Below are 24,936 nucleotides of genomic sequence, written 5' to 3'. Positions count from 1 at the left end.
TTTTACAGTGATGGCTTTTTTTTCTTCATAACAGAGGAAATCTTTACTTCTTCTTTTCGAATTAACCGCTGAACATTCTCTATATGTAAGAACGACGCCATTAGAAATAGAAATCCTGCAACTATGATTGGACCTATTCCATCTGCGGTCCATATAGAGGCTCCTATAAAGATAAGGTAGAAAAAGAATACACCTATCAATAAATAATCAGTCAAAAGTGTGATGCAGATTAACAATAATAGTCCTGCTAATCCAATCGGCCAATGTAACGCTAGCAGTACTCCAATGATGGAAGCTGTGCCTTTACCGCCTTTAAATTTTGTGTAAATAGGAAAGTTATGCCCTAAGATTACAGCAGCACCAGCTATATAAAGCAAAAAATCATGCTCAGAGGTACTAAGTGAGGTCAGCTGCGGAGCAATTAATCTTGCCCCAATAATCATAATTGCGCCTTTTAAAATATCTATGGCTCCTACTAAAACGCCATACTTCCATCCAAGCACTATGGTGGCGTTGGAAGCTCCTGAATTATTTAAGCCTTCTTTTTTTATATTAACACCACTCATCCATTGGGCTAATTTTGATCCATGAATCGAACCAACTAAGTAGCCTATTAAAAGAATGCTAACACTCCAAATAATCATTCTATGACACCCCCAAAAATAATATTCTATCTATTATATTAAACGATTATAAAATGATGAAGTTTCAGAATTTTATATAAAATAACTTGACTTATAAATAACGGAGGATTTATACTGTGTAACAAGATGGAACACTAATCTAATACTCTTATCAAGAGTGGCGGAGGGAATAGGCCCTACGATGCCCGGCAACCACCAAGTTCTTTTACTTGGAAAGGTGCTAAATCCTACAAATTCTTTTATGAATTTGGAAGATAAGAGGAGGAACATGTCAATTTGACCCCTCTTCTTAAGTGAAGAGGGGTTTTTACATTGGCAGTTCTATAATCCTCTCCCGCCTCCAAGCATCCATCTAATCTACTAATAACGGAGGAATTCAAAATGACAAATCTTCAAAAAGAAACACTTCTATTGCATGGTGGACAACAACCGGATCCAGTCACAGGATCAAGAGCGGTACCGATTCACAAAACAACCTCATATGTATTTCAAAACACTGAGCATGCTCAAAATCTATTTGCATTAAAAGAGACTGGTAACATCTATTCCCGAATAACAAACCCAACAGTTGATGTTTTTGAGCAAAGAATTGCATTACTTGAAGGAGGTACTGCCGCAGTGGCCCTTTCATCAGGGATGGCAGCCATTGCATTTTCTATTTTAAATATTGCAGGCGCTGGAGATGAAATTATCGCAGCTGAAAACTTATATGGAGGGACCTTTAATCTTTTTGCTCATACACTTCCTCGCTATGGAATTACTGTAAAGTTTATAGATTCAACGGATCCTGAGAATTTCAGATCAGCAGTTACTGAGAAGACAAAAGGTTTTTTTGCTGAAATTATTGGAAATCCAAGCTTAAATGTACTGGATGTGGAGCAGGTAGCTACCATTGCGAACGAAGTGGGGGTTCCATTACTAGTAGATAATACTTTCGCTACTCCGTTTGGTTCAAATCCAATTGAGCATGGCGCTCATATAGTTATCCATTCGGCGACAAAATGGATTGGAGGTCACGGTACAACAATTGGTGGAGTAGTAGTTGATGGAGGTAACTTCAACTGGAATTCTGAAAAATTCCCGGGCTTTACAGAGCCAGACGTAACCTATCATGGTTTGCGCTACGGAATCGATGTTCCAGGCGTGGCATTTGCTATAAAGCTAAGAGTCCAGTTGCTACGTGATTTTGGTCCTTCTCTAAGCCCAGAAGCAGCTTTCTCCTTTCTTCAAGGATTAGAAACACTTCACTTACGAGTGCCAAGACATAACGAAAATGCCCAGAAAATTGCGGAGTACTTAAATGACAATGAGGAAGTTTCATGGGTTAACTATTTAGGGCTTGAAAGCCATCCTACACATGAACTTGCTAAAAAGTATTTAAAGAATGGATACGGTTCTATTTTGACATTTGGAGCAAAGGGAGGTAGAGAAGCAGGTAGACATATTATCGATAATATAGAGATTTGGTCACATGTAGCAAATGTGGGAGACGCAAAATCTCTAATTATTCATCCAGCTTCCACTACTCACCAACAACTTACACCGGAGGATTTAGTAAAAACAGGGGTTACAGAGGATCTAATTCGCTTGTCTGTAGGCTTGGAGGCAGTAGAAGATTTACAAGAAGCACTCGGAAAAGTACTTTTAGAGAAAACAAATGTCCTCTCTAGATAGAATTTTGTTGTTAATTGAGTGGAAATAGTCTACAATATGTAAAATAGTCAATTAGTTAATTGAAATTTTATTCAAGTACGATTATTTAAATTCAATTGTACAGATTCATTTGGAGGAGACAGCATGGCAAAAATAAAAGCAGCAATCTTAGGATTTGGAACAGTCGGCCAAGGGATTTATCACATTGTGAATGAAAAACGAGAAGACTTAAAAAAGTCATTAGGATTGGACATCGAAATTTGTGCGATTCTCATTAATAATTTAGCTAAAGAAAGACCCGAGACCCCAGGCGTATTAGTGACAGATGACTTTGAGGATATTGAAAATATTCCTGGGCTTCAAGTAGTTTTTGAAGCAATAGTTAACGAAGAGCCGGCTTATAGCTATTTATGTAGAGCGATAGACAAGGGCTGTCACGTCATTACAGCAAATAAGGTCATGTTCTCAAAATATAGTATCCCATTGCAGGAACGTGCAAAGTCACGAGGAGTTTTTGTAGGGTATGAGGCGACCACTGCAGGTGGAGTCCCAATTATTAAGACATTAAAAAATCTACTTCAAGTAAACTCAGTGAAAAAGATTCAAGGCATTTTAAACGGAACGTCCAATTATATTTTGACACAAATGCGTTTAGAAGAATCTCCATTTGAAGATGCGTTAAAAGAAGCACAGTTATTAGGGTATGCGGAGGCAGATCCTTACAATGATATCTCTGGTCAGGATGCATTTCGCAAATTAATGATTTTAAGTGCATTAGCGTTTGGAAAACAGCCTGATTGGAACGAGGTACGTGTAGTAGGAATCGATGAAATTACATTAGAGGATGTGCGTAAAGCGAAGGATACCGGGCTCCGTTACCGCCATGTGGCAGAAATCGAACAGGATGAAAACGGAGAGCTTTATGCTTCAGTAGGACCTCAATTAGTTGGACCAGATCATCCGTTATATGCTATTGAAGGTGTAAATAATGCTGTATCCTTAGATACGAACTATATTGGAACACTAACATTGGTAGGACCTGGAGCTGGTATGTATCCTACTGCTAGTGTAATGGTAGAGGATTATGCAGAGATCATTGGAAAACGCGCAGGTTTTTTCATTACTATATAAAAAAACAAAAGGACATTTCCCAAGGAAACGTCCTTTTTGTTTGATGTATGCTTAAAACGGTTAGTCTTCGTCTTTTACGTCTATGTCTTCTGGAATAGGAGTGTTTCGCCACTCGTCGATTTGGCGTTTCAATTCTTCCACTTGCTCTAAATGGGTTTCGAACTGTGCACTATTGACGACATACTGCTCTCCGTCAAAGACAGCACGTATCTTTTTTTCGGCTATATACCTTTTGACCTGATCAAGTGGCATAGACAAGAAATCAGCCGTTTCTTCTACTGTCATGTACATGTACAAATCCCTCCTACATATTAGTATAATGGAGAAAAAGAAGTAACTCAACGCTCCTACTTATATTTTAGTGATAGCAGAAAGGATGAAATGAGTGACTGTTATACCATACATATTCGTATTACTCGGTGCCATGCTTTGGGGAACGACAGGCACTGCCCAAACATTTTTACCAGATAATGCACATCCATTTATTATTAGCGCAGGGCGTTCAGCAACGGGAGGAATTCCTTTACTGATCGTTATGATTTTACTAAAAAAATTTAAGTTTCGCTCTTGGCCATGGAAAGAAACATTATACGCTGCTATTTGCATATCCTTGTTTCAATTATTATTTTTCTCATCGGTTCGTTTAACAGGAGTGGCGATTGCTAGTGTGGTGGCTATAGGAAGTGCACCGGTATTCTCCGGAATGGTTGAGTGGATCTTCTTTAAAATGAGACCGACAAGAGTATGGGGTCTCTCTACTGGACTAGCAATAGTAGGCTGTCTGTTTTTATTTTTAACGAAGGGTGAAGTCACAATTGATCCCGTCGGCATTTCTTATTCACTGATCGCCGGACTTATTTTTGCCTTTTATACATTGACAAGCAAATCTCTTTTGCAAAAGGAAGAAGCGATACCCGTGGTAGCGATGACATTCTCGCTTAGTGCGTTTCTGTTAACACCATTTCTCTTTATGTATGACATAAGTTGGCTAGCTGATACAGGGAACGTGGGAATCATCTTCTATTTAGGATTAGCTACAACAAGCGTGGCCTATGTTTTGTATGGTTGGGGTCTTCGCAAAATCCCAGCCTCCTCTGCACTGACCTTGTCTCTAGCAGAGCCGACTACAGCAGCCCTACTTGGTGTGGTTGTCGTAGGTGAGATATTGAGTGCTACTTCTTGGGTCGGTATTGGCCTCCTGCTTGGAAGTATTGTCATTCTGACTGTAGGCAGTAAAGCAAACAAAGAATCGAAACAGGTGGAGGTATAGGTTGAAAAATGTAAGCGAAAGACAAGTAAATCACATGAATCTGAAGAGTGCTATACCAGCATTTATGGGCTTGAATTTATGTTGCTTGGCAATCCTCCTTTTTATGGTGATAGAAGACTATTTGGCACTTTCAAGCGTCTTATCATTTAATGAAGTTTCGAAAATGATTATCGTAATAATCTTCGCATCGATTGTTTTAACCCTATATGGAGTTTTACTTACCTATTTAACCTCAGCAGAACATATAAATGATACGAATAAGGGATATCAAAACAACTCGATTTTTGTTATTGTCTCGTTTATGTTTGTAGCTGCACTTTTTGAAGAACTCCTTTTTCGAGGGATTATCCAAAATGTCTTGTTTTTAACCTTGGAACATCAATGGCTTGCAATTATTTTAACTGCTTTTTTGTTTGTTGCATTTCACATACAGTACTATAGGAAACCGTGGATGCTGCTAAATATCACAGTTCCAAGCTTAGTGTTAGGCTGGAGTTATTTTTATACAGACAATTTATTGGTCCCTCTATTTATTCATTTTGTAAACAATGTTGGTATTACGTTATTATTTAAATTTAATGTGATAAAACTAAAATCTTAATTGGAACCGCAGCCTTTTAAAAGGGGCTGTGTTTTTTGTTTTCAGGGAAAGGTGAATGAGTGCGACTTGTTGAATAATATAAAAAGAAGTCCTAATTAGGAGAGGAAAGCTTAGTTTTATTATTGTGGCTCCAAAAGGGAGGAGGTTGGACGATGAAGAACATATTCGCATCAATCATTTATTTTATTGTCTCAATTGCTTTCTTTCTCCACTTACTTTATGATTCACGCGAATATTTACGAATTGATCCAACTTTATACTTTTTATCAGCTTCGATACCTTTAATATTATTATCGTATGTTCATATTTATATAGTGTCGATGGATGAAAAAGAAAAACTCTTTAAAACGATCATATCGTGCTTAATTGGAATTGGTTGCATTACTTTGTTCTATGAAATTGTTAAGCCTAATTATACGTATGTAGAAGCACAGGAAATAGTGGAGAGGGAGTACAAGGTAGAGGTAATAGAAAGTTTTTTAACCACATCAATTCAAATTGAAACTGGAAAAGAAGTTTATTCTATAAAAGCTATTCAGGATTCAAAAAAAATTTCATTAGTGTTTAACCCATATACAAAAGAGATAATCATTCTAAAGTAACAAGCTGTTTCGAGCATATATCGAAGCAGCTTTTGTTAATATATCCACATTTTAAAACGTGCGAGTAGGGAGCCTCGTCTATTAGTAAAAGGCAAAGGGAAGGGGGATGGGAATTGAACGGTTATCTAGAGGAACAGAGATTTCAGCAGGTCATGCAGGAGCATATGGATTATTTGCTGAAGATTGCCTATTTATATGTAAAGGAATGGCCGGCAGCAGAGGATATTGTTCAAGAGGTTTTTTTGGCCTTTTATCAAAAATTCGAGCAGTTTGAGGAACGTGCATCCTTGAAGACGTATCTTGGACGAATGACCATTAACCGATGCAAGGACTATTTAAAGAGCTGGCGATATCGAACTCATATATTAACTAATTCATTTAAGACACCATCCAAAAAATCAAGAAATCGAATCGTAGAAAACGATGAAAAGTCAGAACTGGCAGAGTCCGTGCTGGAACTGCCCTTAAAATATCGCGAGGTTATCATTCATTATTATTTTGAAGAGTTATCAGTGCTGGAGATTTCACAGCTATTGACCATTTCAGATAATACTATAAAGACAAGGCTCAGGAAGGCCAGGGCACTTTTGAAGGAAAAATTAAAGCATGGTGAATGGGAGGTGCTTATACATGAATGATATCAAACGACAACTGCTATTGAAAATAGGGGACACCTCTGACCGTGCTGCTAGAGTGCAGGAACAAATCCAAAAGAATAAGAGAAAGCGCGTAAAAAGAACACCAGAGCGATTGACCTATTATGCAACTATTCTTGCGTTTCTCGGCATGATAACTGTCGCTAGTATATTAATAATTCCTAACTTTTTAACCGAAAAGCAAGCGCAGCCTTCAGAGGAATCACCTATGACGGTTACTCCTAACGAGGAAAACAAAGAGGAACCGAATCAGGAAGAAGACCTTACTTGGACTTTAAGAGAGTATTTCCCGAGCAATAGCAAATCTGTATTTGCAGGAGGATATGAGGATAGTGGTTCTACTATAGATACAATTTGGATCAATCAATTCTATATAAAACAAATAATAAGTAATGCAGGAGAAACTTTCGAAAATATTTATCGAATAAAAGAAAATAAGTTGGAACTAGTGTACAGAGAAGTGATGGAGGCTACTTCTCCAACAAATATGACATTCGAAGAGTTAGAGTCCTTGCCTACCATAGAAATAATTTTAGAAGCTCCTTTTCAAGCAGGAGATCAATATGGGTATGGAGGTACACTTGGTGAAGGAGTTATTGTTTCACTAAATGAAGAGATTACAACGCCCTTAGGCACCTTTACCGATGTCATGGTAGTAGAAACAACCGCAGATGCTTATCGTGCTAGAAGCTACTATGCTCCTAATTATGGATATGTAAAAGGGATATCTGAATACTGGGATGAAGAGAAAGGCGACTATGTGATTGGGTTAACAGAGGATATTACAGAATTTAAGCATACTAAGGAGACTGATGATGTTGACAACAAAACTCCAGAGACATTTGCAAAGACTATAAAATCTGATTACGAACCTGAGTTCCACTCTACTTGGGTACCTTCTCCAAATGGTGGACTTCGAGCGACAATCGAAGGTCTTGGAGAACAAGCAGGAGAGGAGGGCATTGGCACACTAGTGATTGAAAACATTGAAACTAAAGATTCGCTTATTTTTAAACTGCTTGAGGCAGAGCAAAACAGTCAGTATACACCAAAAGATGTAGCGTGGATTGACGAACAACGATTATTTGTAATTATCGGATATGGATACGGAATGGTAACGGCTGGTGGAAAGCTGTACATGTTGGATATCGAGAAGAATGAAGTGAAACCAATTATTACAGATTTAACTAACAAGGAAGAGGTTATGTCTGTAAAGGTTAATGAAGACGGAACTTTCACATACCAGTTACATGTATATGATACAGATGCCATGGAAAGTTCGGAGAGTCATATAGAAGAAGAAACATTGCCTTTACCAAAGCCTTGAGAGAGGGTGTGATTATCCCTCTCTTTTAATCTAATTTGTTTGTGTTCTGAAGATTATCTAGCTTTCTAGAAATCTCTTTTAATAGTTCATTGCGCTCTTTGCTCGAATGAACCAATGTAATGACAAACCAGATAATAAAAATCCAGAATGCAAAGAAAAGAATAAGAGGGATAATTGCAATAATTGTATTAATCATACTTCTCCTCCTTTACTATTTTATTACTTAAATGCTCATGAATGAGTAACCACCTTCCTTCTTCCTTCACGAACACATTCGTAGCTCTACCTTCTCCACTTGAATACTCTCCATTGATGTACCCTTCATAAAAGTAAGTATAAATACAAGTGGCTGAAGTTTCACCTTGATGAAGCCAGTATACATTGCGAGCTTCATAGTTTTCGTCTTTTACAATGGTCCAAGCATTTTCAAAATAAGTCTGAATTGCTTGATGAGTGGTACAGGTTTGATCAGAAAAAAAATAAACGGCATCTTTGTGCAATACTTTTTGTACTTCTTCAAAGTTGTGGGTATTAGTTGCTGCTATATAAGTGTTCAATATTTCCATGATTATCCTCCAAATATGTATTATTTTTATAATATAGAAAATTTTTCTTGAAAACAACCGAGGTTTGAAACTAAAAAGGAGCGTCCGATTGGCAGCTCCTTTTGTTTATGCCCATTCAGCGAGATTTATGACCGTATAAAAAATTTTATGGTCGTTCATAAGGAAAATACGACCGTATAGATTTTTTTATGACCGGATACAAGTATTTATGACCGTTCAGCTTTCAAAATCCCAAAACGCTCCTAACCTCCGCCATATAAGATTGGCTAACGGGCAATTCCGTACCGTTCGTTAATACAACTAATAAATTTGATGAAAAGTCTCGAATGATTCGATCAATAAAGGAGATGTTGACGATATAAGAGCGATGTATACGTATAAAGTTATCGGGTAGCCGCTTTTGAAGATCCTTTAAAGAAATAGTTGTTTTATACGTCTCTCCCTCTGTGTAAAACCAAGTCTTCTTTTGCAAGCTTTCCATATATTCTATTTTTTCAATGGATACTGGCTTCCATTCATCTTCCTTTTTTCCTGTGAGAAATCGAAAGGGTTGAAACTTCTTCACGCTATGTTGTGGAGGTAGTATTACAACTAATACTGCATCTTCGCCATTAATCTCTATTGGGTATCCCACCCCGTAATAAGGTATATGAAACAAATTATCGTCTAACACAGCTTCCGCTCTGCACCCACTCTTCAAAACTACATCTGCAATACTTCCTGGCTGTACCTTCTGTCCTTCTTTTAACTGGAGATCATGCTCTCCTGCGTAGTAATAGATGTACTGGTCTTTAACGGCAATTGCAATGGAAGCCTCCTTAGGAATCCACTCCTCTAGCAGGCTACTATATCTCTTTAATTGGTTTTTCGTTATTTCCATTTATACACCTCCAAAATCAATTATTTGCATTCATCCATCCTATTTCTAATTCATCCCTTTAAAAAAGCGACCTATCCAAAAAACGATACAGAATAAATCCTTCTGTTATATATTAGATTACAAGAAACAACACTGTTATGATACAGTAAAAAAGACATATTTTCAATTATCGAAAAATTAAGGAGAGGTGTGTTGAATTATGATAAATAGACAACAACAAGTAGAAGAGCTTAGAAAGCAATGGGAAGAGGATAGCCGTTGGAAGGGAATAGAGCGCCCTTATACTCCAGAAGAGGTTATTAAACTTCGAGGATCGCTACAAATCGAGCATACATTGGCGCGCAAGGGAGCAGAACGCCTTTGGAAATCTCTTCATACAGAAGATTTCATAAATGCCTTAGGAGCCCTAACAGGAAACCAAGCAGTACAGCAGGTAAAAGCCGGTCTTCAAGCAATTTACTTGAGCGGCTGGCAGGTGGCAGCAGATGCTAACCTTTCAGGCCAAATGTACCCAGATCAAAGCCTTTACCCGGCAAACAGCGTGCCAGCAGTAGTTAAGCGTATTAACCAAGCACTACAGCGGGCAGACCAAATTGACCAAGCAGAGGGACGTGAGGATGAGTTTGATTGGTTTGCACCGATCGTTGCAGACGCTGAGGCTGGTTTTGGTGGACCACTAAATGTATTTGAGTTAATTAAAGGAATGATTGAAGCGGGGGCAGCAGGCGTTCACTTAGAGGACCAATTAGCCTCTGAAAAGAAATGTGGTCATTTGGGAGGGAAAGTTCTACTTCCTACGCAAAATGCTATCCGCAATTTAGTAGCAGCTCGTCTAGCAGCAGACGTGTCAGGGGTACCAACCGTTTTAATAGCACGTACAGATGCAGACGCTGCAGATATGGTTACAAGTGATATTGATCCAAGTGACCATGAATTTATTACTGGGGAAAGAACTCCAGAAGGCTTTTACCGAACAAAGGCAGGTATCGACCAAGCAATTGCACGTGGTTTAGCATATGCACCATACGCAGATCTAGTTTGGTGTGAAACGTCCCATCCAAGCCTAGAGGAAGCAAAACAATTTGCTGATGCCATCCATGCTAGATATCCAGATAAAATGCTTGCATACAACTGCTCTCCATCCTTTAACTGGAAGGCTAATCTGGATGAAGAAACGATTGCTGAGTATCAAGTAGAACTAGGCAAGATGGGTTACAAGTTCCAATTCGTTACACTTGCAGGTTTCCATTCACTGAATCACAGCATGTTTGAGCTTGCGCATGAATATAAAACTAAAGGCATGGCAGCTTATTCTAAATTGCAGCAAGCAGAGTTTGCCAACGAGTCAAAGGGGTATACAGCTACCAAACATCAGCGTGAGGTTGGTACTGGCTACTTTGATGAGGTATCTCAAATTGTATCTGGTGGAACTTCCTCAACAACTGCAATGAAGGGATCCACAGAAACAGCACAATTTGCTTGATCATTGAAGAAATGGGAGGGTAAAGGAATGGAACAAACAGCTGCAAAAAATATTGAAGTAGTAGGTAATGAAGTTGAAGGAATGTACGAAATATTAACGCCAGAGGCTTTGGATTTCATCGCTTCTCTTCATCAAACATTTGATGATCGAAGAAAGGAATTACTGATTGCTCGGAGAAAACGCCAAGAAAGGCTAGATAATGGTGAAAAGTTAGATTTTCTAGCAGAGACGAAGCATATCCGAGAAGGAGATTGGACAATTGCTCCAATTCCTCAGGATCTACAGGATAGAAGGGTAGAGATTACAGGGCCGGTCAATCGGAAAATGGTCATCAATGCCTTAAACTCTGGAGCCAAAGCATTCATGGCCTGCTTCGAGGATGCAACATCTCCTACTTGGGAGAATATGATTGAGGGTCAAATCAATATGAGGGATGCAGTTAAAAAGACGATTTCTTATACTCAACCCGAAACGGGTAAAAGCTATCATCTAAAGGATGAAACAGCAGTGTTGCTCGTTCGTCCAAGAGGCCTACATCTCATGGAGAAAAATATTCATATAGATGGAAAACCGATTTCCGGTAGCTTCTTTGACTTCGGTTTATATTTTTTCCATAACGCAAAAGAGGCAATCGAGCGAGGAACAGGACCGTACTTTTATCTGCCAAAGCTAGAAAGTCATCTAGAGGCTAGACTATGGAACGATATCTTTGTGTTCGCTCAGGAGAAGCTAGATATTCCACTAGGGACTATAAAAGCAACTGTATTAATAGAAACAATTATGGCGTCATTTGAAATGGATGAGATTTTATACGAGCTAAAAGAACATTCTGCAGGATTAAATTGTGGACGCTGGGATTATATTTTCAGCTACATCAAGCGCCTCCGCAATCAGCCAGGGGTAATCTTACCAGACCGAGGCCAGGTGACAATGACTTCTCCGTTTATGAGAGCATATACGCAGCTTTGTATTCAAACCTGTCACAAGAGAAATGCTTCCGCAATCGGTGGCATGGCAGCCCAAATCCCCATTAAGAATGATGAAGAGGCAAACGAGGCAGCCTTTGCCAAAGTACGTGAAGATAAAAGAAGGGAAGCCTCTGATGGTCATGATGGAACTTGGGTGGCCCATCCAGGGCTAGTACCAGTAGCATGGGAGCAATTCGATGAGCATATGCCAACCCCAAACCAAATCCATCGTAAACGAGAGGATGTGCAGGTAACTGCGGAGGATTTACTTGAAGTGCCAACTGGAACAATTACGGAAGAAGGACTTCGATTAAACTGTAGTGTTGGGGTTCAGTATATCGCTTCTTGGCTTCAAGGAAATGGAGCTGCACCTATTAACAACTTAATGGAGGATGCAGCGACGGCAGAAATTTCTCGTACGCAGGTTTGGCAATGGGTTAGACATCCAGAAGGAAAGCTAGAGGATGGAAGGAAAATTACAATGCCGCTTGTCGAGCAGGTTCTAACAGAGGAGCTAGGAAAGCTAAAAGCAGACTTCGGCAATGATATCTATTTGTCCGGAAGATATATGGAGGCAGCAGAGCTATTTTTGACTCTTGTAAAAGAGGATAACTTCATTGAATTTCTAACAATTCCAGGCTATGCAAAACTATAGGAGGTGATTGGAATGAATAAGCCAACAAGTGAAAAAAATTCAAAGATTTGTCGCGAATGTGGATGTGTCATCCAAGAGCAAGTAGAATCTCCATTATTCGAATGCGAACGCTGTCTAAACAAAAGAAGTGAATAAATAAAAAGAGCTTGGAGGCAATCCAAGCTCTTTTCATTACATTAATTTGGTTTTGTATATTGTTCATCTCTTGTAAAGGTGCTAACTGCTCCCATATGTGGAAGAACAGCCGGGCTCCCATCTTGTTGCACGAAATCAATCTCCTCTAATTTAGGGAAGTTTTCAAAGTAGGAATGAAGGACTTTACCAATGAATAAATACTCCCCAGCCGTACCTTGTACGTTTTCTGTAGTTTTATCCATAACAAGCACTAGCTTTTTATCGTCATTTTCAAATCGATAGTCCAACAAACCGACTTTAGTTGTATCTATTTCCTCAAATATTTGCTTCACCATATCTCCAGATGGATCGATTTCTACCTCATAAGGCTCCACGAATTCAGCATTATCGTCCTCGCGATAAAGAGTAACTTTACTTATTTCTTCTGCAGGAGGGGCGCTCTCCTCTGCTTTTTCCGTACCAGCCCAGTCATAAGTAGTTTCAACTTTTTGGTCACTAAGTTCAGGTGCTAATGACCAAGCCACCAGCGTATACTTTCCAGCAGGTACATCCACGAGCTCATTTTCCAGGTCTAGGTCAAAGGAAATTTCTTCATTTGGCTGAAGCTTTTTTTCCTGAATTGCTTGTGTAAAGCTTTTATTTGCAGAGTACGTATATACTACTGTTTTATCTTGGTCCAGTAGCTGATATTCCACTTCCTGGCCACTGGTAAATGATAAGGTACTTTCTTTATTTGACTCGTTTTTTATAAGGAAAACTGCTTCTCCATTAGCGTCCACATTTAACTGAGTAGACACCTTAGGCTCAGTTTCTTGCTGCTCGCTTCCCGTCGTAGGATTATTTTCATCATTATCATTAGTTCCGCAGCTTGCAAGAATTAAGAGCATAAAAACAGTTAGCAAACTCCATAGCATTTTTTTCATCTTGTTCACTCCTTTAAAACATTAGACAGTTTTTGCGCGAGAAAGTTTCAGATAAGACGGAAAAATAATAGAATAGATGCTACAATTAGATAAAAATGGTATTTTATAGGGCGAAATATTCTTATTTATTTATTTGTTAATTAATTTATATATAAGAACGATGACATGTAAGTTGAACAACATATAATTTTAGATTGGAGTTGAAAATTATTGATAAATTTCGTTCATTAAATGTAGTCCAAGTCATTTTAACGATCTTTTTTTATCTTTTATTTCTAGTATTATATCTTCAAGATTACATTGATGGAATCTCGTTTTTACTAATATTACTGATTAGCCTAATTGTTTTATCTATCTCAATGATTGCGCTTCGAAAAAAACGTGCAACGAGACGAAAAATTGGAATTTCTCTATCCATACTACTCCTATTATTTTGCTATGAGCTGCCGCTGTTAGGGTTTATCTCAAAAACACACGTAGCAGACGTATACATAGAGCCAAGGCAGACAGTAGTAGGTTCAGGGATCTTTATAGTAAGTGTTGCTTCTTTACCTTTAGATAATATGGAAAGCAAACAGGAGGCACAGGAATATTTGATAAGACAAAATGAAGATTTTTATAAGATTACTAAATTGACGAATCAAATACTTTATGAAGAAAAAAATAAGACGCTATTAAGTTGGATACACCTAAATGAAAAATCTCCAAAAGAAAAGATGAGAGAGAATCTGAAGCAATATTTCGGGAAAGAAGAGACAAGGATTACTGATTATTTTAATGATGATCAAGCTATAGGAGATAGCTCGGGGCTTAGCTTATTACTAACAGAACTCATTATAAAAGGCGAATTGCAAAATAGGTTAAAAATTGCTGTTACGGGGGCGATAGATGGAGACGGAAACGTATCAGCTATCGGAAGCTTGAAGGAAAAGCTACAAACTGCAGATAAATACGATTTTCACTTTATGATTATCCCGAGCGAAAATGCAAAAGAAGCGGTAGCTATTCAAAAAGAATTAAAACTAAATATGGAAGTCTATGATGTTGAACATGTAGATGGAGCGGTTGAACTTATTAATGATTTGAACGAAGAATATAGAAATAACTTTTAAATAAAGTATCTATGAAGGATTATCTTCATTCTTCAAATAACTGAGAAGGTTTTTTGAAGAAAGAGGGATTATTTAGATGGATGTTGAATAATTTTAATAGGTTAGTGAGGCTGGTCGATTAAAAAATGTTTTTTAAAGGAGGGCGATAAGATGGATGTTTTCAAAACCCAGTATGATTGGATACAACGTACAAGGGAATCTTTATTTGATTATTGCGAAACGTTGTCACCTGCCGATTATGTTAAAGAGCTTGAAAATTTCGGTGGTGATTCAGTTCAAAGTCTACATGTTCATGTAGCTAACTGTTATCGAGTATGGTTAGGAAATCGTGCACTTGGGAAATCACTTTCCAAAATAGAAATAGAATCAGTAAACGATGTTGAGAAAATACGCGAAATTTTTAGGGGAACGGATGACTTGGTTTATGAATTTCTAAATAAATTTAGTGGTAAATGGGATGAAACTAATAAGGTTGATGGAAGAGGGGAATTTACAGCATTATGGCTTTTTACCCATACCATCACTCATGAATTTCACCATAAAGGACAAATCGTTAAAATAGGAAGACAACTTGGGTATATCCCGCCAGACACTGATCTCATTGAACCTCAATAGTTAGAGATTAGCAGTTTCGAGATGGCTTCGGCATCGTAGAGGCCAAGATAGATAAATAAGATACTATCGTAACGGTTAAAGGGCAGTAATTTAATAAAAAGTAACATTGAGGGCATCCAATCGGGTGCTCTTTTAATATTTGGTAGGAACAAAATGCACTTTTCTTATTGAACTTATACAGTAGGAAAATTTGAATTAGGAAAGGTGAAAATCGTAACGGATTTATAGAACAAACTATTATATAATAGCTTGATTTTAGAGGATGCATTACCTAGTAATTAAACCATCTTTCCCATATAATTTATTTTAGTTAAGTGAACTAAAATAAATTATACGTGAGGGCTTAGCATTGGAAAAAGAACTATTAGAAAATAAAAATAAACAAAAGAAACCATTTCTATTTAAACTTGGAATAGTACTTCTAATCCTTTATCCTATATTTTGGGGGGCCGCAGCCATCGTACCTTTCACCTCATTGCCAACCCATATAAAGGCTACTATCATTCCCGTATGTATAGTAATTGGCGAAATCATATTCTTGATAGGTGCTGTATTTGTTGGGAAAGAAGTAGTGAACAAATACAAAAACAAGTTAAACCCGAAAAACTGGAGAAGAAAAGGTGACAGTCAAAAGCATGAAGAATGAAAATATAGCTGAGAAAATCAATCAAACAATTGAAGAACTATGGCTGTTGCTAGAAGAAAAAAAGAAATTACATGAATTTTCAATTAAATAATCAGCAATATACATTGTTAACATTAATTATTCGCCACCCATCATCTACCACTACAAAGTTGGCGGAAAAAATGAATAAAACCAAGAGTGCAATCAGCCAACAGTTAGTTAAACTTGAGGCAGAAGGATATATTATTAGAAAGCAACACGCGGAAGATAAGCGTACATTTTCAGTGGAACTTGGAGAAAAGGGCTTATTGTATAAAAAAGAGTGTGACGTATTTATGCAACAGGTTTCCGAAAAATATTATACGAGTTTATCCTCTGAAGTGAAACTAAAGGAACTTGCGGTGCAAACATCAGCGTCGTAGATTGGAGTATTGATCCTGAGTCATTGGAGTGGGAAATTAAATTTAATCCGCTATGGAATGTAGATGCAAAAACAGATACCGAAATACGAAAAATTGTTGCTGAAACGGACAGCATAAGCTAGCGTTATTTTTATAGAGTAAAAGTGAGCTTCCTACATAGTTTATAGGAGGCATGAGGGATACCTTCCATAATCGACCACCATTAATTTTACATTGGTCTTGGGCATTTGCTCAAGGTCATTTTTTTTATGAGATATGAATAAATGGATAAATTAAATAAAAATTTGGTTAGATACACCAATTTTTACGAAAAAATTTCGATTTTTATATAGTAAATACGATTTAAAGTAATTAATCGTACGCCTTTTAAATAGACTACTGCCAAGTGTTTTATAAAGGATCTTAAGTTAGACCTTATGTAACTAATTTGGTTGTCTGTTTTACTTTTTAGTCTAAGTTAACTAAAATGGAAATGTATGGTTTTATTATATATAAATTGGTAAGGAGGTTGCGATAAATGGAAATATGGAAGAGGATGTTGTTTTTTATAACACCACTATTTTTTTTAGTTTCTTGTAGTAATGATGAACAAGTTGTTGAAAATAAAATATCACTATTTCAAGAAAAGAACATATATGAAATTATGCAACCTGCAAAGACTAACGTTTCAAGAGGATTGATACTGAGTAATATAAACAATATATTAGATGTAACTGAAATTGAGCAAGGACTAATGGAATTATCAGTAAATCACTTTTCTACAAACAAGTTTTATATGCAGGAAGGTCAATATTTAGATGAAAATATTATTAGTCAATGGTTAGATAGAAAATCAAAAGAAGGTTTTGGTTTAAACCCATCTATAAAAGATAGTACGGGAGATGTTGTAAAAGATCAAAAAAACAATCCTAGGATATTATCTCATGTATTAGAACATAATTTTATTAACAAAGAAAATGGAAAATTAGAGGGAATATCTTTAGCAATATCTTTGAATGAGTTTTATGACTTTAGAGTAACTGATGATAAAGGTTTAGTTCATACAGGTCAAGTTAAAGTCGATAGTAACGATGATAATGTAAATGATGTGGAAAATTACGGGAAGGAAATAGCCGAAGTTATAATTAAAAATATTAGAAACAATAATAAAATACCTAATGTCCCTATTTATTTAACTTTATACCAAGAATCAAATATAAATGGTATACTTCCAGGAATATTTTTAGCTGAAACATTTATTCCAGAAGGAGATAGAATAAATAAATGGACTGATATAGATATAAAAAATTATACGTTCCCTTCAGATTCATTATATAGTTTAGACAAAGGAACTTATGATAAATTATTAATTTTCAAAGAAGATATTCAGAAATTTTTTGGACATTTAAATCCTAAAATAAGTGGCAAACTTCGATATCAAAACGGGGAATTAATTGATTTAAAACTAGATGTTAACGTGCCTTTAATAAATGATCCTGAATTGATTGGTCTTTTACAACTCACTGGTGATAAATTAAATACTGTTTTAGTTGATTATCTTCCTATACCTATTACTATTACTTTTACAGATCTAAATCAAAATGTTGGAATTATCATTTGGGATCCAATAAAAAAACAGCTTTATGCAAGACCAATATAATTTAAAAGAGGCTGGGAATTAACTAGCTGATATTCAAGAAAAAGAGAAATCGATTAGCATCGATTTCTTTTTTTCTTATCAGTAGTGTTTTTTATAAACTACCCTATATGAGCAATCACCATAGCAATTAGTATATAAGAGTAGAGTGAAGGTATTTAAACGAAGCGCATTTATAAGTTAAGATGAGGGGTTTTTATATTGCCTATAATAAATAAAAATATACAAGTGGTGTTTGGAACAGGAGATATCTCCGCCCTAATAGGGGGTCTGAATGATAGAAGTTCTGGAGTTGTTCAGTTTACTGAAATTGAGCCAAGGCCGATTGGAGAAAAATTTCAAACTGATATAAAGAAAATGGGAATAAACGATGCTCTTGTTACGTTTAATTTTAATTCAATGAAATCAGCTTAATAAATACAAGTAAATATATGAATTTCTTAAGATTTTCTTCAGAATTATACTGCTGGAATGTTAAGAAATGAAGGTTACAATTAGAAACATAAGAAAGCGATGCGGAGGAGGTATAAGGATGCCTGAGTTTACAGTACTAGTGACGGACGATGATCAAGATATTCGAGATGGAATAGAAATATATTTAAAAAATGAAGGCTACCGTGTATTGAAGGCGGGAAATGGATTAGAGGCACTGGAGCTGTTGGAGGAAAACGAGGTTCATGTCATTGTACTAGACATTATGATGCCTCAAATGGATGGGATTTCTGCTACGTTTAAAATAAGAGAGCAGAGAAATATACCTATTATTATGTTAAGCGCTAAAGCCGAGGATTCAGACAAGATTCATGGCTTGTCTGTTGGAGCGGATGATTACGTGACGAAGCCCTTTCACCCAATGGAGCTTGTAGCTCGAGTGAAGTCTCAACTAAGAAGGTATACAAAGCTTGGGACATATCAAGGGAAACAAGCAACAGTAGAGGTAGATGGACTTATATTAAATCAGGAAGCAAAGGAGCTCTCCGTGGAAGGCGAAGCAGTTAAGCTTACACCTATTGAGTATAAGATTACAGAATTGCTGATGATTAATGCAGGTCGAGTTTTTTCTATTAATGAGATTTATGAGAGAGTATGGAACGAACCAGCTTATAACGCAGAAAATATCGTAGCCGTTCATATTCGAAAAATACGTGAAAAAATTGAGACGAATCCTAAAAACCCAAGATATTTAAAGGTGGTGTGGGGAGTTGGCTATAAAATCGACAAGTAAATGGAGTCTGATATTTTCTATAACTGCTATTTTATGCGGTGCACTTTGCTTATTTTATTGCACAATTCACCTAATTCCCATCATGGATATTAGTAGAACATTTACCGAAGTAATTGAATTAATGAAAGGGGGAGCAAGATGAAACGTCCGCTAGGAAAAGTAGTTATATTGAGTGTGTTAGCAGTAATAGCAATTGGTGCTCTATACACTCTCACAAATAAAGCTAAAGAGTACGTTGGTACTTCTTATTTTGATAGTTATGATTTTCAACAAGAGTTAAGTGAATATGAATCTGCACTAGTCCCATTAGTATTGGCCGTTCCAGATATAGAAGAAGTGAAGAAAAGTATAACAGTGTCCTCTAGTGAAATTGAAGAGTATCGTAATCGTTTTGGAAATTTAGAGGAGCAAATTTATTCAATTGAGCAAAATTATGAGGAAAGAATAAATTCCACAAAAACAGAGGAAACCTCAATTGATGGTGCGGCACAGGAGCAACCCGAGGAAACCTCACTAAAAGAAGGTATAATAGCAGAACGTGATGCAAAGATTGCCGATATTAGAAAGAACTTTGAAAGCGACGAATATGTAGAAGATAAGATTCGAAGAGAAAAAGAAGAAGAAGTGGATGCTTACTTTCGAAACTTAACTAAGGCCAAGAATAGATTTCTCATTGAAAGAGATGATTTTAACTACGAATTAAAAAATATAGAAACAGGCGAAGTATTTACCAATGGTGATATTGGGAAGAAAAATGCATTTAAGAAAGTGTTCTCTAGTGATAATGGATATTTAAAGAAAAGTAACGTTTATGATTTAGCAGAAATGGAACGTAATTATTATGATGGTGAAGAGTGGGATCTGAGAGATGCCATTGGAGATCAGTATTCTCGTTTTGAAGGCACAATTGCCATATCTGAAGCAAGTATGCTAAGTGGAAATAGAGCTGATCAATACAATTACTTTAAAACACAACAGCTAATATTCTACGGAGTCATTGTTATAGGGGCTCTTTCAGCAATATTGTTTGTTTCCTTATGGAGGAAGAATCGAGATACATTCCAATTTGAGCCTGGGCGAGAAAAATTTCAGAGTTTACCAATTGATGTTCGTTTTGTGTTAGTTTTCGTTAGTGCTTATCTAGCAATCCTATTTTCTAAGGAAGCAATGCTATCAATCTTTTATTATGGCGGATATGACATTCCAATTGGTAGTTTTATTGCAGCAGTTATATTAACGGCATTAACCTTATATCAATTGCCATGGCTGAAAAATTCATTTAATACAGCAGATTGGAAAAATAGCTTAACAGTAAGTTGGATTAATTCATTAGAAGGTTTCTTCCTGAGACGTTCTATTGGGGTACAAACGATTATTCTGTTAGTAGTGATTTTCTTCTGGGGATTTGGAACAATGTTAACCTTTCAGTTTTGGGAGTTAATTTTAGTTTGGATTCCAGCTACATTATTTATCGGTATTCCGGTATTGGGTATTTTAACTTCTCGGATGGCTTACTTGAACAGGATAATAGGAAAGACAGAAGAGATGGTTAAAGGTAACAATGGAACGGAAATAAAAGTAAAAGGCAAATCACCAATAGCAGAGCTTGCAGCTAATGTTAATGAGCTAAGAGGTCGTGTGCAATCCTCTCAAACAGAGCAGGTGAAGAGTGAACGATTGAAGACCGAGCTAATCACAAATGTCAGCCATGATTTGCGTACACCTTTAACTTCTATTATTACGTACACTGACCTATTGAAAAATCCCGATATTACGGAGGAAGAGCGAGCTTCTTATATAGCGATTTTAGACAAAAAGTCATTACGTTTAAAAACATTGATAGAGGATCTATTTGAAGTATCCAAAATGGCTACAGGAAATATTGAATTAGACAAACGTAAGGTAGATTTAACCCAGCTTTTGCAACAGGCAGTTGCCGAGCACCAGGAGGATATTGATAAATCAGGTCTCGATTACCGAGTAACTATCGGCACAAAACCGATCATGTCCTACGTAGATGGTCAGAAATGGTGGAGAGTTCTAGACAACCTTATTATTAATACGTTGAAGTACTCCCTACCTAACACACGGGTCTATATAAATTTAGATCAGGTGGATGGATACGCGGTGTTTGTTATTAAAAATATAGCTAAATATGAGCTAGGTGATGATGTGGCAGAACTTACTGAGAGATTTAAGCGCGCCGACACATCTCGTCATACAGACGGCTCTGGTCTAGGGCTTGCTATTGCACAATCCATCGTAGACCTACATGGCGGAATTCTAAGAATGGAAGTAGACGGAGACTTGTTTAAAGTTACGGTGAAAATACAAACAATCTAGTTAGAAAATGTAACCCCCCTCCTTTTGTGGAGGGGGTTTTTAGTATGAAATTAAGGAGCAGGAAGTGCATTGTAGTAAAGTAGCGTGTAATTGTCGTAAAGTAGAGCTCGATTGTAGTAAAGGAGCTCCGGATTGTCGTAAAACTGTCTCGAAGTAAGGAGCAGGAAATGCATTGTAGTAAAGTAGCGTGTAATTGTCGTAAAGTAGAGCTGGATTGTAGTAATCGAGCCCCCGATTGTCGTAAGACCATCTCGAGAGAAGGAGCAGGAAATGCATTGTAGTAAAGTAGCGTGTAATTGTCGTAAAGTAGAGCTTAATTGTAGTAAAGGAGCTCCGGATTGTCGTAAAACCATCTCGAGAGAAGGAATAGGAATTGGAAATGAGACCCTAATCCAACCACACTCTGTAAACATATGTATTATTCAGAGACAGTGGCATTTATCTTTTTTGGATTACATAATATCTGCTTCTCGTGTTGTTTACCGGATATAATCTAGAGGTCTTCATTAAGTATGACGCCATATGCTTATCTTTAAGATTCAGGAAGTCCACACACTCTTTGTTAGAGATAGATTCTTTATACAAATAAAACCAGTCCTCTAATGCTTGATGCTGCATTATTTTTTTTATTGTTCCACAAGTAGGGCAATTACCTTCTACAAATTGAAAGCATTGTGAACATAGCGTTCCTCGTTTTATATCTGTAAGTTCCAACGGATAGCTATGAGATAGAGGCTTCGGAATAAACTCTGTCGAATTTGTCATTAGATATTTTATTAGTTGTTGAAATTTAGTAATGGATAAGACATCAGGGAGTGCATTGAGTGAATCGATGTGGGTGGCAATATCGCAGCCCATAACTGCTTTCACTTGTTTAGGAGGTTGTGCCACTATAGTTTTGGTAGATGCAAATACAATAAAAGATTTAATTGGAATTTGAATTTTTAGGGGATGTAGTAGTAAAGCTAGCTTTTGGGTATTGCGTATTACTTGTTGCTCGGGACATTTAAATGCAGTGATTTGGTCGTCGATTTCTCGTATAAGTTGTTCGGGATTTCTTTGGAAGGAGATTTTCCCGCGAATATTTTTGACTTCAAGGATTGCTAAATACTTTGGGGTAAGAATCATGGTGTCTATTTGAAGATAGATGGAATCAGAAATAGAAAAGTGGAGGTCTTTTAAAATTGAGTAATGCTTAGAAAAGGGGCTCTGTTTTAAAAAATTATCAACGTAAGTCTCACCAGCATAACCAGCTTTAAGACTGTAAATCCGATTTTCTATGTGCGGTATTAGTGGATGTTGAATAGAAAGACGATGAATGGAACGCTTGTAAACTTCGATTGTTTTAGGAATACTTCGTGGTTGGTCTATATTAATCTCTCCTTTCTTGTAAAAGATACCACCTAGTAAAATATAAAACAAGTAGTAGGAGACAGAATTTTCCCATAAATGATATACTCAAATTAAAAAGAGGTGGGAAGTCATGGAATCTTTATACCAACTTAACTTTGCGAGAATCTATACACTAGGAAGGATCAAACAGTGCAAGGAAGATATGTGGGATATAAAGCCTAAAGGATTCTCCAACACCGTTCGATGGAACGTAGGCCACATCTATGTACAAATGGAAATATTGGTTCAAAAAGCAATTCCAACCTACAGTATTGTTCATCCCGAATGGATACAATTTTTTGCTCCAGGGACAGATCCGGATGAATGGCAGGAGGTCCCACCTTCAAAGGAAGAACTAATAGTTAGTTTAAAAGACCAGCTAGACCGTATACTGGCCCTTTTAGCACCTAATCTTCAGGATTACTTAATTGAAACGTTAGAAATAGGAAATCTACATAGCATGGAAACAGTAGAAGCAATTGTCCAATTCATTGTTTGGCATGAGGGGGTTCATGCCGGAGTCATTCATTCTATCAATCAAGCAAATGCGGTGTAAAATATGAAAATATATATTGTAGGCTCTGTAGGAAGTGGGAAAACAACACTTGCTCGCCAGTTGGCACAACATTATAGAATTCCGCATTTTGAAACAGATAACTTTGTTTGGACTAGAAATCATCAAGGGCAAGGGGATATTAGGAATTCTGTGGAAAAAAGGGATGAGCTGCTAAAAGAAGCAGTTAACCTCGACCAATGGATAATCGAGGGTGTACATATAGATTGGACGGATCCAGGATTAGAAGCTTCCGATTACATTATTTTTTTAGATATTCCTGTGTCTATTAGGTATTTCCGAATTACAAAGAGGTATGCCCGTCAAGTGCTTAGATTGGAAGAGGCTAACTACCAACCGACCTTTTCTATTTTTCTAAAAATGTTTCAATGGACAAGCTACTTTGAAAAACAGATGAAACCAGAATTTTTAAAGAAGTTTAGTAAGTATGAGATGAAAGTGGTACTACTAACAAAAAATGATTTATCAGTAGTTCAAAAAAATATATAGTTTTACTGACACTGCTAAAACAGACAAAAAGATGACCCTCTTATGTATAGGGTCATCTCTTTCTTTTTAATGCTTCAAGTTCGTTAATGACGTAGTCTAATTTTTTTTCTATTTGAGAAAGCTGAAGTTTTTGATTGCTCTTAGATTTTTTTTCGGATTGCTCTTCTTCTAAGTTTTCTTGGAGGGTAATTCCTTCTCCAATCGTGCCAATAAGAAAACCTAATGTCACGACGACAGAGCCCAAGAAGTCCAAAGTTGCGCCTAAGTTTGGTTGCTCACTGGATTTGTCGTTGTTTTTGGGATTCATATGTTGTCTATCATCCTTTGGCTGTCTTTTTAATAGCATATGACAGCTCGAGAGGATTGGTTATTTTTTTGTAGAGACTAACTTATGCTCATACGCATAAATGACAGCTTGAGTTCGATCATTGACCTCCAGCTTAGATAATATGTTGCTTACGTGTGTTTTTGCAGTTTTTAAAGCAATGTATAAAGTGTCCGCTATTTCCTGATTAGTTTTACCTTCAGCCATGAGAAGAAGTACCTCTCTTTCTCGATCGGTTAAATCTTCATGTAGTGCATGCCCGGAGCCTTGGCGCATTCGCATCATCATTTTATTGGTTACCTCTGGCTCTAATACGGCATTCCCACTTAAAGTTTTACGAATAGAATCAGCTATATGAGAAGCTTTAGATGTTTTCAATAAATAGCTGATTGCTCCTGCCTCTAGTGCGGGGTATACCTTGTCATCGTCTATAAAACTAGTGACAACCATTACCTTTGCTGTGGGCCATTTTTGTATAATTTCCCGAGTTGCCTCTGCACCGTTTAAAATAGGCATGACCATGTCCATAAGGATGATGTCAGGTCTGTGCTCAAGAGCCAAGTCAACGGCCTCTTGACCATTCACGGCCTCCGCAACGACCTCCATATCTGGCTGTGCCTGTAAGTATGCCGAAACCCCAATTCGTACCATTTCATGATCGTCAGCTAACAAAATGCGTATCAT

At 37.0% G+C, this 24,936-nt stretch carries 28 protein-coding genes, 1 pseudogene and 1 riboswitch; of the genes and pseudogenes, 20 read left to right on the top strand and 9 right to left on the bottom strand.

Annotation, left to right across the window (positions count from 1 at the left end; all coding sequences use genetic code 11):
• Positions 1 to 2 precede the first annotated feature (2 nt).
• The gene (locus D0S48_RS11290) at positions 3 to 644 is read right to left on the bottom strand and encodes a glycerol-3-phosphate acyltransferase (RefSeq protein WP_151111701.1); all 642 of its coding nucleotides are present in this window, start codon (positions 642 to 644) and stop codon (positions 3 to 5) included.
• A 145-nt stretch (positions 645 to 789) separates the two neighbouring features.
• A riboswitch (SAM riboswitch) is annotated at positions 790 to 905 on the top strand.
• A gap of 120 nt (positions 906 to 1,025) precedes the next feature.
• Here D0S48_RS11290 and D0S48_RS11285 point away from each other — a divergent pair.
• Together D0S48_RS11285 and D0S48_RS11280 are read left to right on the top strand one after the other, a co-directional pair.
• Complete coding sequence (locus D0S48_RS11285) at positions 1,026 to 2,318, top strand: O-acetylhomoserine aminocarboxypropyltransferase/cysteine synthase family protein (RefSeq protein WP_151111699.1); 1,293 nt, start codon at positions 1,026 to 1,028, stop codon at positions 2,316 to 2,318.
• Positions 2,319 to 2,441: 123 nt separating this feature from the next.
• The gene (locus D0S48_RS11280; protein ID WP_144538345.1) at positions 2,442 to 3,428 is read left to right on the top strand and encodes a homoserine dehydrogenase; all 987 of its coding nucleotides are present in this window, start codon (positions 2,442 to 2,444) and stop codon (positions 3,426 to 3,428) included.
• A gap of 60 nt (positions 3,429 to 3,488) precedes the next feature.
• On the opposite strand, the gene D0S48_RS11275 is transcribed toward D0S48_RS11280, so the two are convergent.
• A complete protein-coding gene (locus D0S48_RS11275; RefSeq protein WP_144538346.1) occupies positions 3,489 to 3,719 on the bottom strand; it encodes an excisionase family DNA-binding protein in 231 nt (76 codons plus the stop codon).
• Positions 3,720 to 3,813: 94 nt separating this feature from the next.
• On the opposite strand from D0S48_RS11275, the gene D0S48_RS11270 reads away from it, so the two are divergent.
• From D0S48_RS11270 to D0S48_RS11250, 5 genes are all read left to right on the top strand, one after another.
• Positions 3,814 to 4,698 (top strand): DMT family transporter, encoded by an 885-nt coding sequence (locus tag D0S48_RS11270; protein ID WP_144538347.1) that lies wholly within the window; start codon positions 3,814 to 3,816, stop codon positions 4,696 to 4,698.
• 1 nt (position 4,699) lies between these two features.
• Positions 4,700 to 5,299 carry a CPBP family intramembrane glutamic endopeptidase gene (locus tag D0S48_RS11265; RefSeq protein WP_225321610.1) on the top strand — a complete coding sequence of 200 codons (600 nt, stop codon included), beginning with the start codon at positions 4,700 to 4,702 and terminating at the stop codon, positions 5,297 to 5,299.
• 152 nt (positions 5,300 to 5,451) lie between these two features.
• The gene (locus D0S48_RS11260) at positions 5,452 to 5,901 is read left to right on the top strand and encodes a hypothetical protein (RefSeq protein ID WP_144538348.1); all 450 of its coding nucleotides are present in this window, start codon (positions 5,452 to 5,454) and stop codon (positions 5,899 to 5,901) included.
• A 113-nt stretch (positions 5,902 to 6,014) separates the two neighbouring features.
• Positions 6,015 to 6,539: a sigma-70 family RNA polymerase sigma factor gene (locus tag D0S48_RS11255; RefSeq protein WP_144538349.1), complete on the top strand. Its 525-nt coding sequence runs from the start codon at positions 6,015 to 6,017 to the stop codon at positions 6,537 to 6,539.
• On the top strand, positions 6,532 to 7,884 hold the full coding sequence (locus D0S48_RS11250) for a DUF4652 domain-containing protein (RefSeq protein WP_186318154.1): 1,353 nt from the start codon (positions 6,532 to 6,534) through the stop codon (positions 7,882 to 7,884). The genes D0S48_RS11255 and D0S48_RS11250 overlap by 8 nt, the downstream gene beginning before the upstream one ends.
• A gap of 25 nt (positions 7,885 to 7,909) precedes the next feature.
• Here D0S48_RS11250 and D0S48_RS20655 read toward each other — a convergent pair whose 3' ends face one another.
• The 3 genes from D0S48_RS20655 to D0S48_RS11240 form a co-directional block, all read right to left on the bottom strand.
• Positions 7,910 to 8,080 carry a hypothetical protein gene (locus D0S48_RS20655; protein ID WP_154311906.1) on the bottom strand — a complete coding sequence of 57 codons (171 nt, stop codon included), beginning with the start codon at positions 8,078 to 8,080 and terminating at the stop codon, positions 7,910 to 7,912.
• A complete protein-coding gene (locus D0S48_RS11245; protein ID WP_144538351.1) occupies positions 8,073 to 8,450 on the bottom strand; it encodes a YybH family protein in 378 nt (125 codons plus the stop codon). Before D0S48_RS11245 ends, D0S48_RS20655 begins: the two co-directional genes overlap by 8 nt.
• Positions 8,451 to 8,673: 223 nt before the next feature.
• Positions 8,674 to 9,330: a LytTR family DNA-binding domain-containing protein gene (locus D0S48_RS11240; RefSeq protein ID WP_144538352.1), complete on the bottom strand. Its 657-nt coding sequence runs from the start codon at positions 9,328 to 9,330 to the stop codon at positions 8,674 to 8,676.
• 199 nt (positions 9,331 to 9,529) lie between these two features.
• Here D0S48_RS11240 and aceA point away from each other — a divergent pair, with 199 nt between their 5' ends.
• Genes aceA through D0S48_RS20650 form a run of 3 tightly spaced genes read left to right on the top strand, consistent with a single transcriptional unit; the run spans position 9,530 to position 12,571 of the window.
• Positions 9,530 to 10,813, top strand: a complete 1,284-nt coding sequence (aceA, locus tag D0S48_RS11235; RefSeq protein WP_144538353.1) for an isocitrate lyase — start codon at positions 9,530 to 9,532, stop codon at positions 10,811 to 10,813.
• A 27-nt stretch (positions 10,814 to 10,840) separates the two neighbouring features.
• Positions 10,841 to 12,436, top strand: a complete 1,596-nt coding sequence (gene aceB / locus D0S48_RS11230; RefSeq protein WP_144538354.1) for a malate synthase A — start codon at positions 10,841 to 10,843, stop codon at positions 12,434 to 12,436.
• A 12-nt stretch (positions 12,437 to 12,448) separates the two neighbouring features.
• Positions 12,449 to 12,571: a YhfH family protein gene (locus D0S48_RS20650; RefSeq protein ID WP_191697291.1), complete on the top strand. Its 123-nt coding sequence runs from the start codon at positions 12,449 to 12,451 to the stop codon at positions 12,569 to 12,571.
• Between the two features lie 41 nt (positions 12,572 to 12,612).
• On the opposite strand, the gene D0S48_RS11225 is transcribed toward D0S48_RS20650, so the two are convergent.
• Positions 12,613 to 13,494 carry a BsuPI-related putative proteinase inhibitor gene (locus tag D0S48_RS11225; protein WP_144538355.1) on the bottom strand — a complete coding sequence of 294 codons (882 nt, stop codon included), beginning with the start codon at positions 13,492 to 13,494 and terminating at the stop codon, positions 12,613 to 12,615.
• Positions 13,495 to 13,694: 200 nt separating this feature from the next.
• On the opposite strand from D0S48_RS11225, the gene D0S48_RS11220 reads away from it, so the two are divergent.
• From D0S48_RS11220 to D0S48_RS11185, 8 genes and pseudogenes are all read left to right on the top strand, one after another.
• Positions 13,695 to 14,606 carry a S16 family serine protease gene (locus tag D0S48_RS11220; protein WP_144538356.1) on the top strand — a complete coding sequence of 304 codons (912 nt, stop codon included), beginning with the start codon at positions 13,695 to 13,697 and terminating at the stop codon, positions 14,604 to 14,606.
• Between the two features lie 150 nt (positions 14,607 to 14,756).
• Complete coding sequence (locus D0S48_RS11215; protein WP_151111696.1) at positions 14,757 to 15,221, top strand: DinB family protein; 465 nt, start codon at positions 14,757 to 14,759, stop codon at positions 15,219 to 15,221.
• Between the two features lie 349 nt (positions 15,222 to 15,570).
• Positions 15,571 to 15,867 carry a transporter suffix domain-containing protein gene (locus D0S48_RS11210; protein WP_151111694.1) on the top strand — a complete coding sequence of 99 codons (297 nt, stop codon included), beginning with the start codon at positions 15,571 to 15,573 and terminating at the stop codon, positions 15,865 to 15,867.
• Positions 15,857 to 16,268 (top strand): annotated as a pseudogene (locus D0S48_RS11205) (MarR family transcriptional regulator). Before D0S48_RS11210 ends, D0S48_RS11205 begins: the two are co-directional and overlap by 11 nt.
• Before the next feature lie 517 nt (positions 16,269 to 16,785).
• Positions 16,786 to 17,907, top strand: a complete 1,122-nt coding sequence (locus D0S48_RS11200; protein ID WP_151111692.1) for a CamS family sex pheromone protein — start codon at positions 16,786 to 16,788, stop codon at positions 17,905 to 17,907.
• Between the two features lie 198 nt (positions 17,908 to 18,105).
• On the top strand, positions 18,106 to 18,318 hold the full coding sequence (locus tag D0S48_RS11195) for a hypothetical protein (RefSeq protein WP_151111690.1): 213 nt from the start codon (positions 18,106 to 18,108) through the stop codon (positions 18,316 to 18,318).
• Positions 18,319 to 18,436: 118 nt separating this feature from the next.
• Positions 18,437 to 19,129, top strand: coding sequence for a response regulator transcription factor (locus D0S48_RS11190; protein ID WP_151111688.1), 693 nt, complete (start codon positions 18,437 to 18,439; stop codon positions 19,127 to 19,129).
• Between the two features lie 138 nt (positions 19,130 to 19,267).
• Positions 19,268 to 21,472 (top strand): sensor histidine kinase, encoded by a 2,205-nt coding sequence (locus D0S48_RS11185; protein WP_151111687.1) that lies wholly within the window; start codon positions 19,268 to 19,270, stop codon positions 21,470 to 21,472.
• Between the two features lie 438 nt (positions 21,473 to 21,910).
• On the opposite strand, the gene D0S48_RS11180 is transcribed toward D0S48_RS11185, so the two are convergent.
• Positions 21,911 to 22,894, bottom strand: a complete 984-nt coding sequence (locus D0S48_RS11180; protein ID WP_225216040.1) for a nuclease-related domain-containing protein — start codon at positions 22,892 to 22,894, stop codon at positions 21,911 to 21,913.
• Positions 22,895 to 22,955: 61 nt separating this feature from the next.
• Between D0S48_RS11180 and D0S48_RS11175 the strand changes: the two genes are divergently transcribed.
• The gene (locus tag D0S48_RS11175) at positions 22,956 to 23,420 is read left to right on the top strand and encodes a DinB family protein (protein ID WP_144538365.1); all 465 of its coding nucleotides are present in this window, start codon (positions 22,956 to 22,958) and stop codon (positions 23,418 to 23,420) included.
• Positions 23,421 to 23,423: 3 nt separating this feature from the next.
• Entirely contained in the window at positions 23,424 to 23,927 is a 504-nt protein-coding gene (locus tag D0S48_RS11170; protein ID WP_144538366.1) for an AAA family ATPase, read from the top strand.
• A 52-nt stretch (positions 23,928 to 23,979) separates the two neighbouring features.
• On the opposite strand, the gene D0S48_RS11165 is transcribed toward D0S48_RS11170, so the two are convergent.
• Together D0S48_RS11165 and D0S48_RS11160 are read right to left on the bottom strand one after the other, a co-directional pair.
• Positions 23,980 to 24,273 (bottom strand): hypothetical protein, encoded by a 294-nt coding sequence (locus D0S48_RS11165; RefSeq protein WP_144538367.1) that lies wholly within the window; start codon positions 24,271 to 24,273, stop codon positions 23,980 to 23,982.
• A gap of 21 nt (positions 24,274 to 24,294) precedes the next feature.
• Positions 24,295 to 24,936: a response regulator transcription factor gene (locus D0S48_RS11160; protein ID WP_144538368.1), complete on the bottom strand. Its 642-nt coding sequence runs from the start codon at positions 24,934 to 24,936 to the stop codon at positions 24,295 to 24,297.

Origin of the sequence: Psychrobacillus sp. AK 1817 (genome assembly GCF_008807035.1) — a bacterium.
In the GTDB taxonomy this organism is placed as follows: domain Bacteria; phylum Bacillota; class Bacilli; order Bacillales_A; family Planococcaceae; genus Psychrobacillus; species Psychrobacillus faecigallinarum.
Note: the sequence above shows the minus strand (reverse complement) of the source record. Positions and strands in the feature narration are given on the sequence as shown.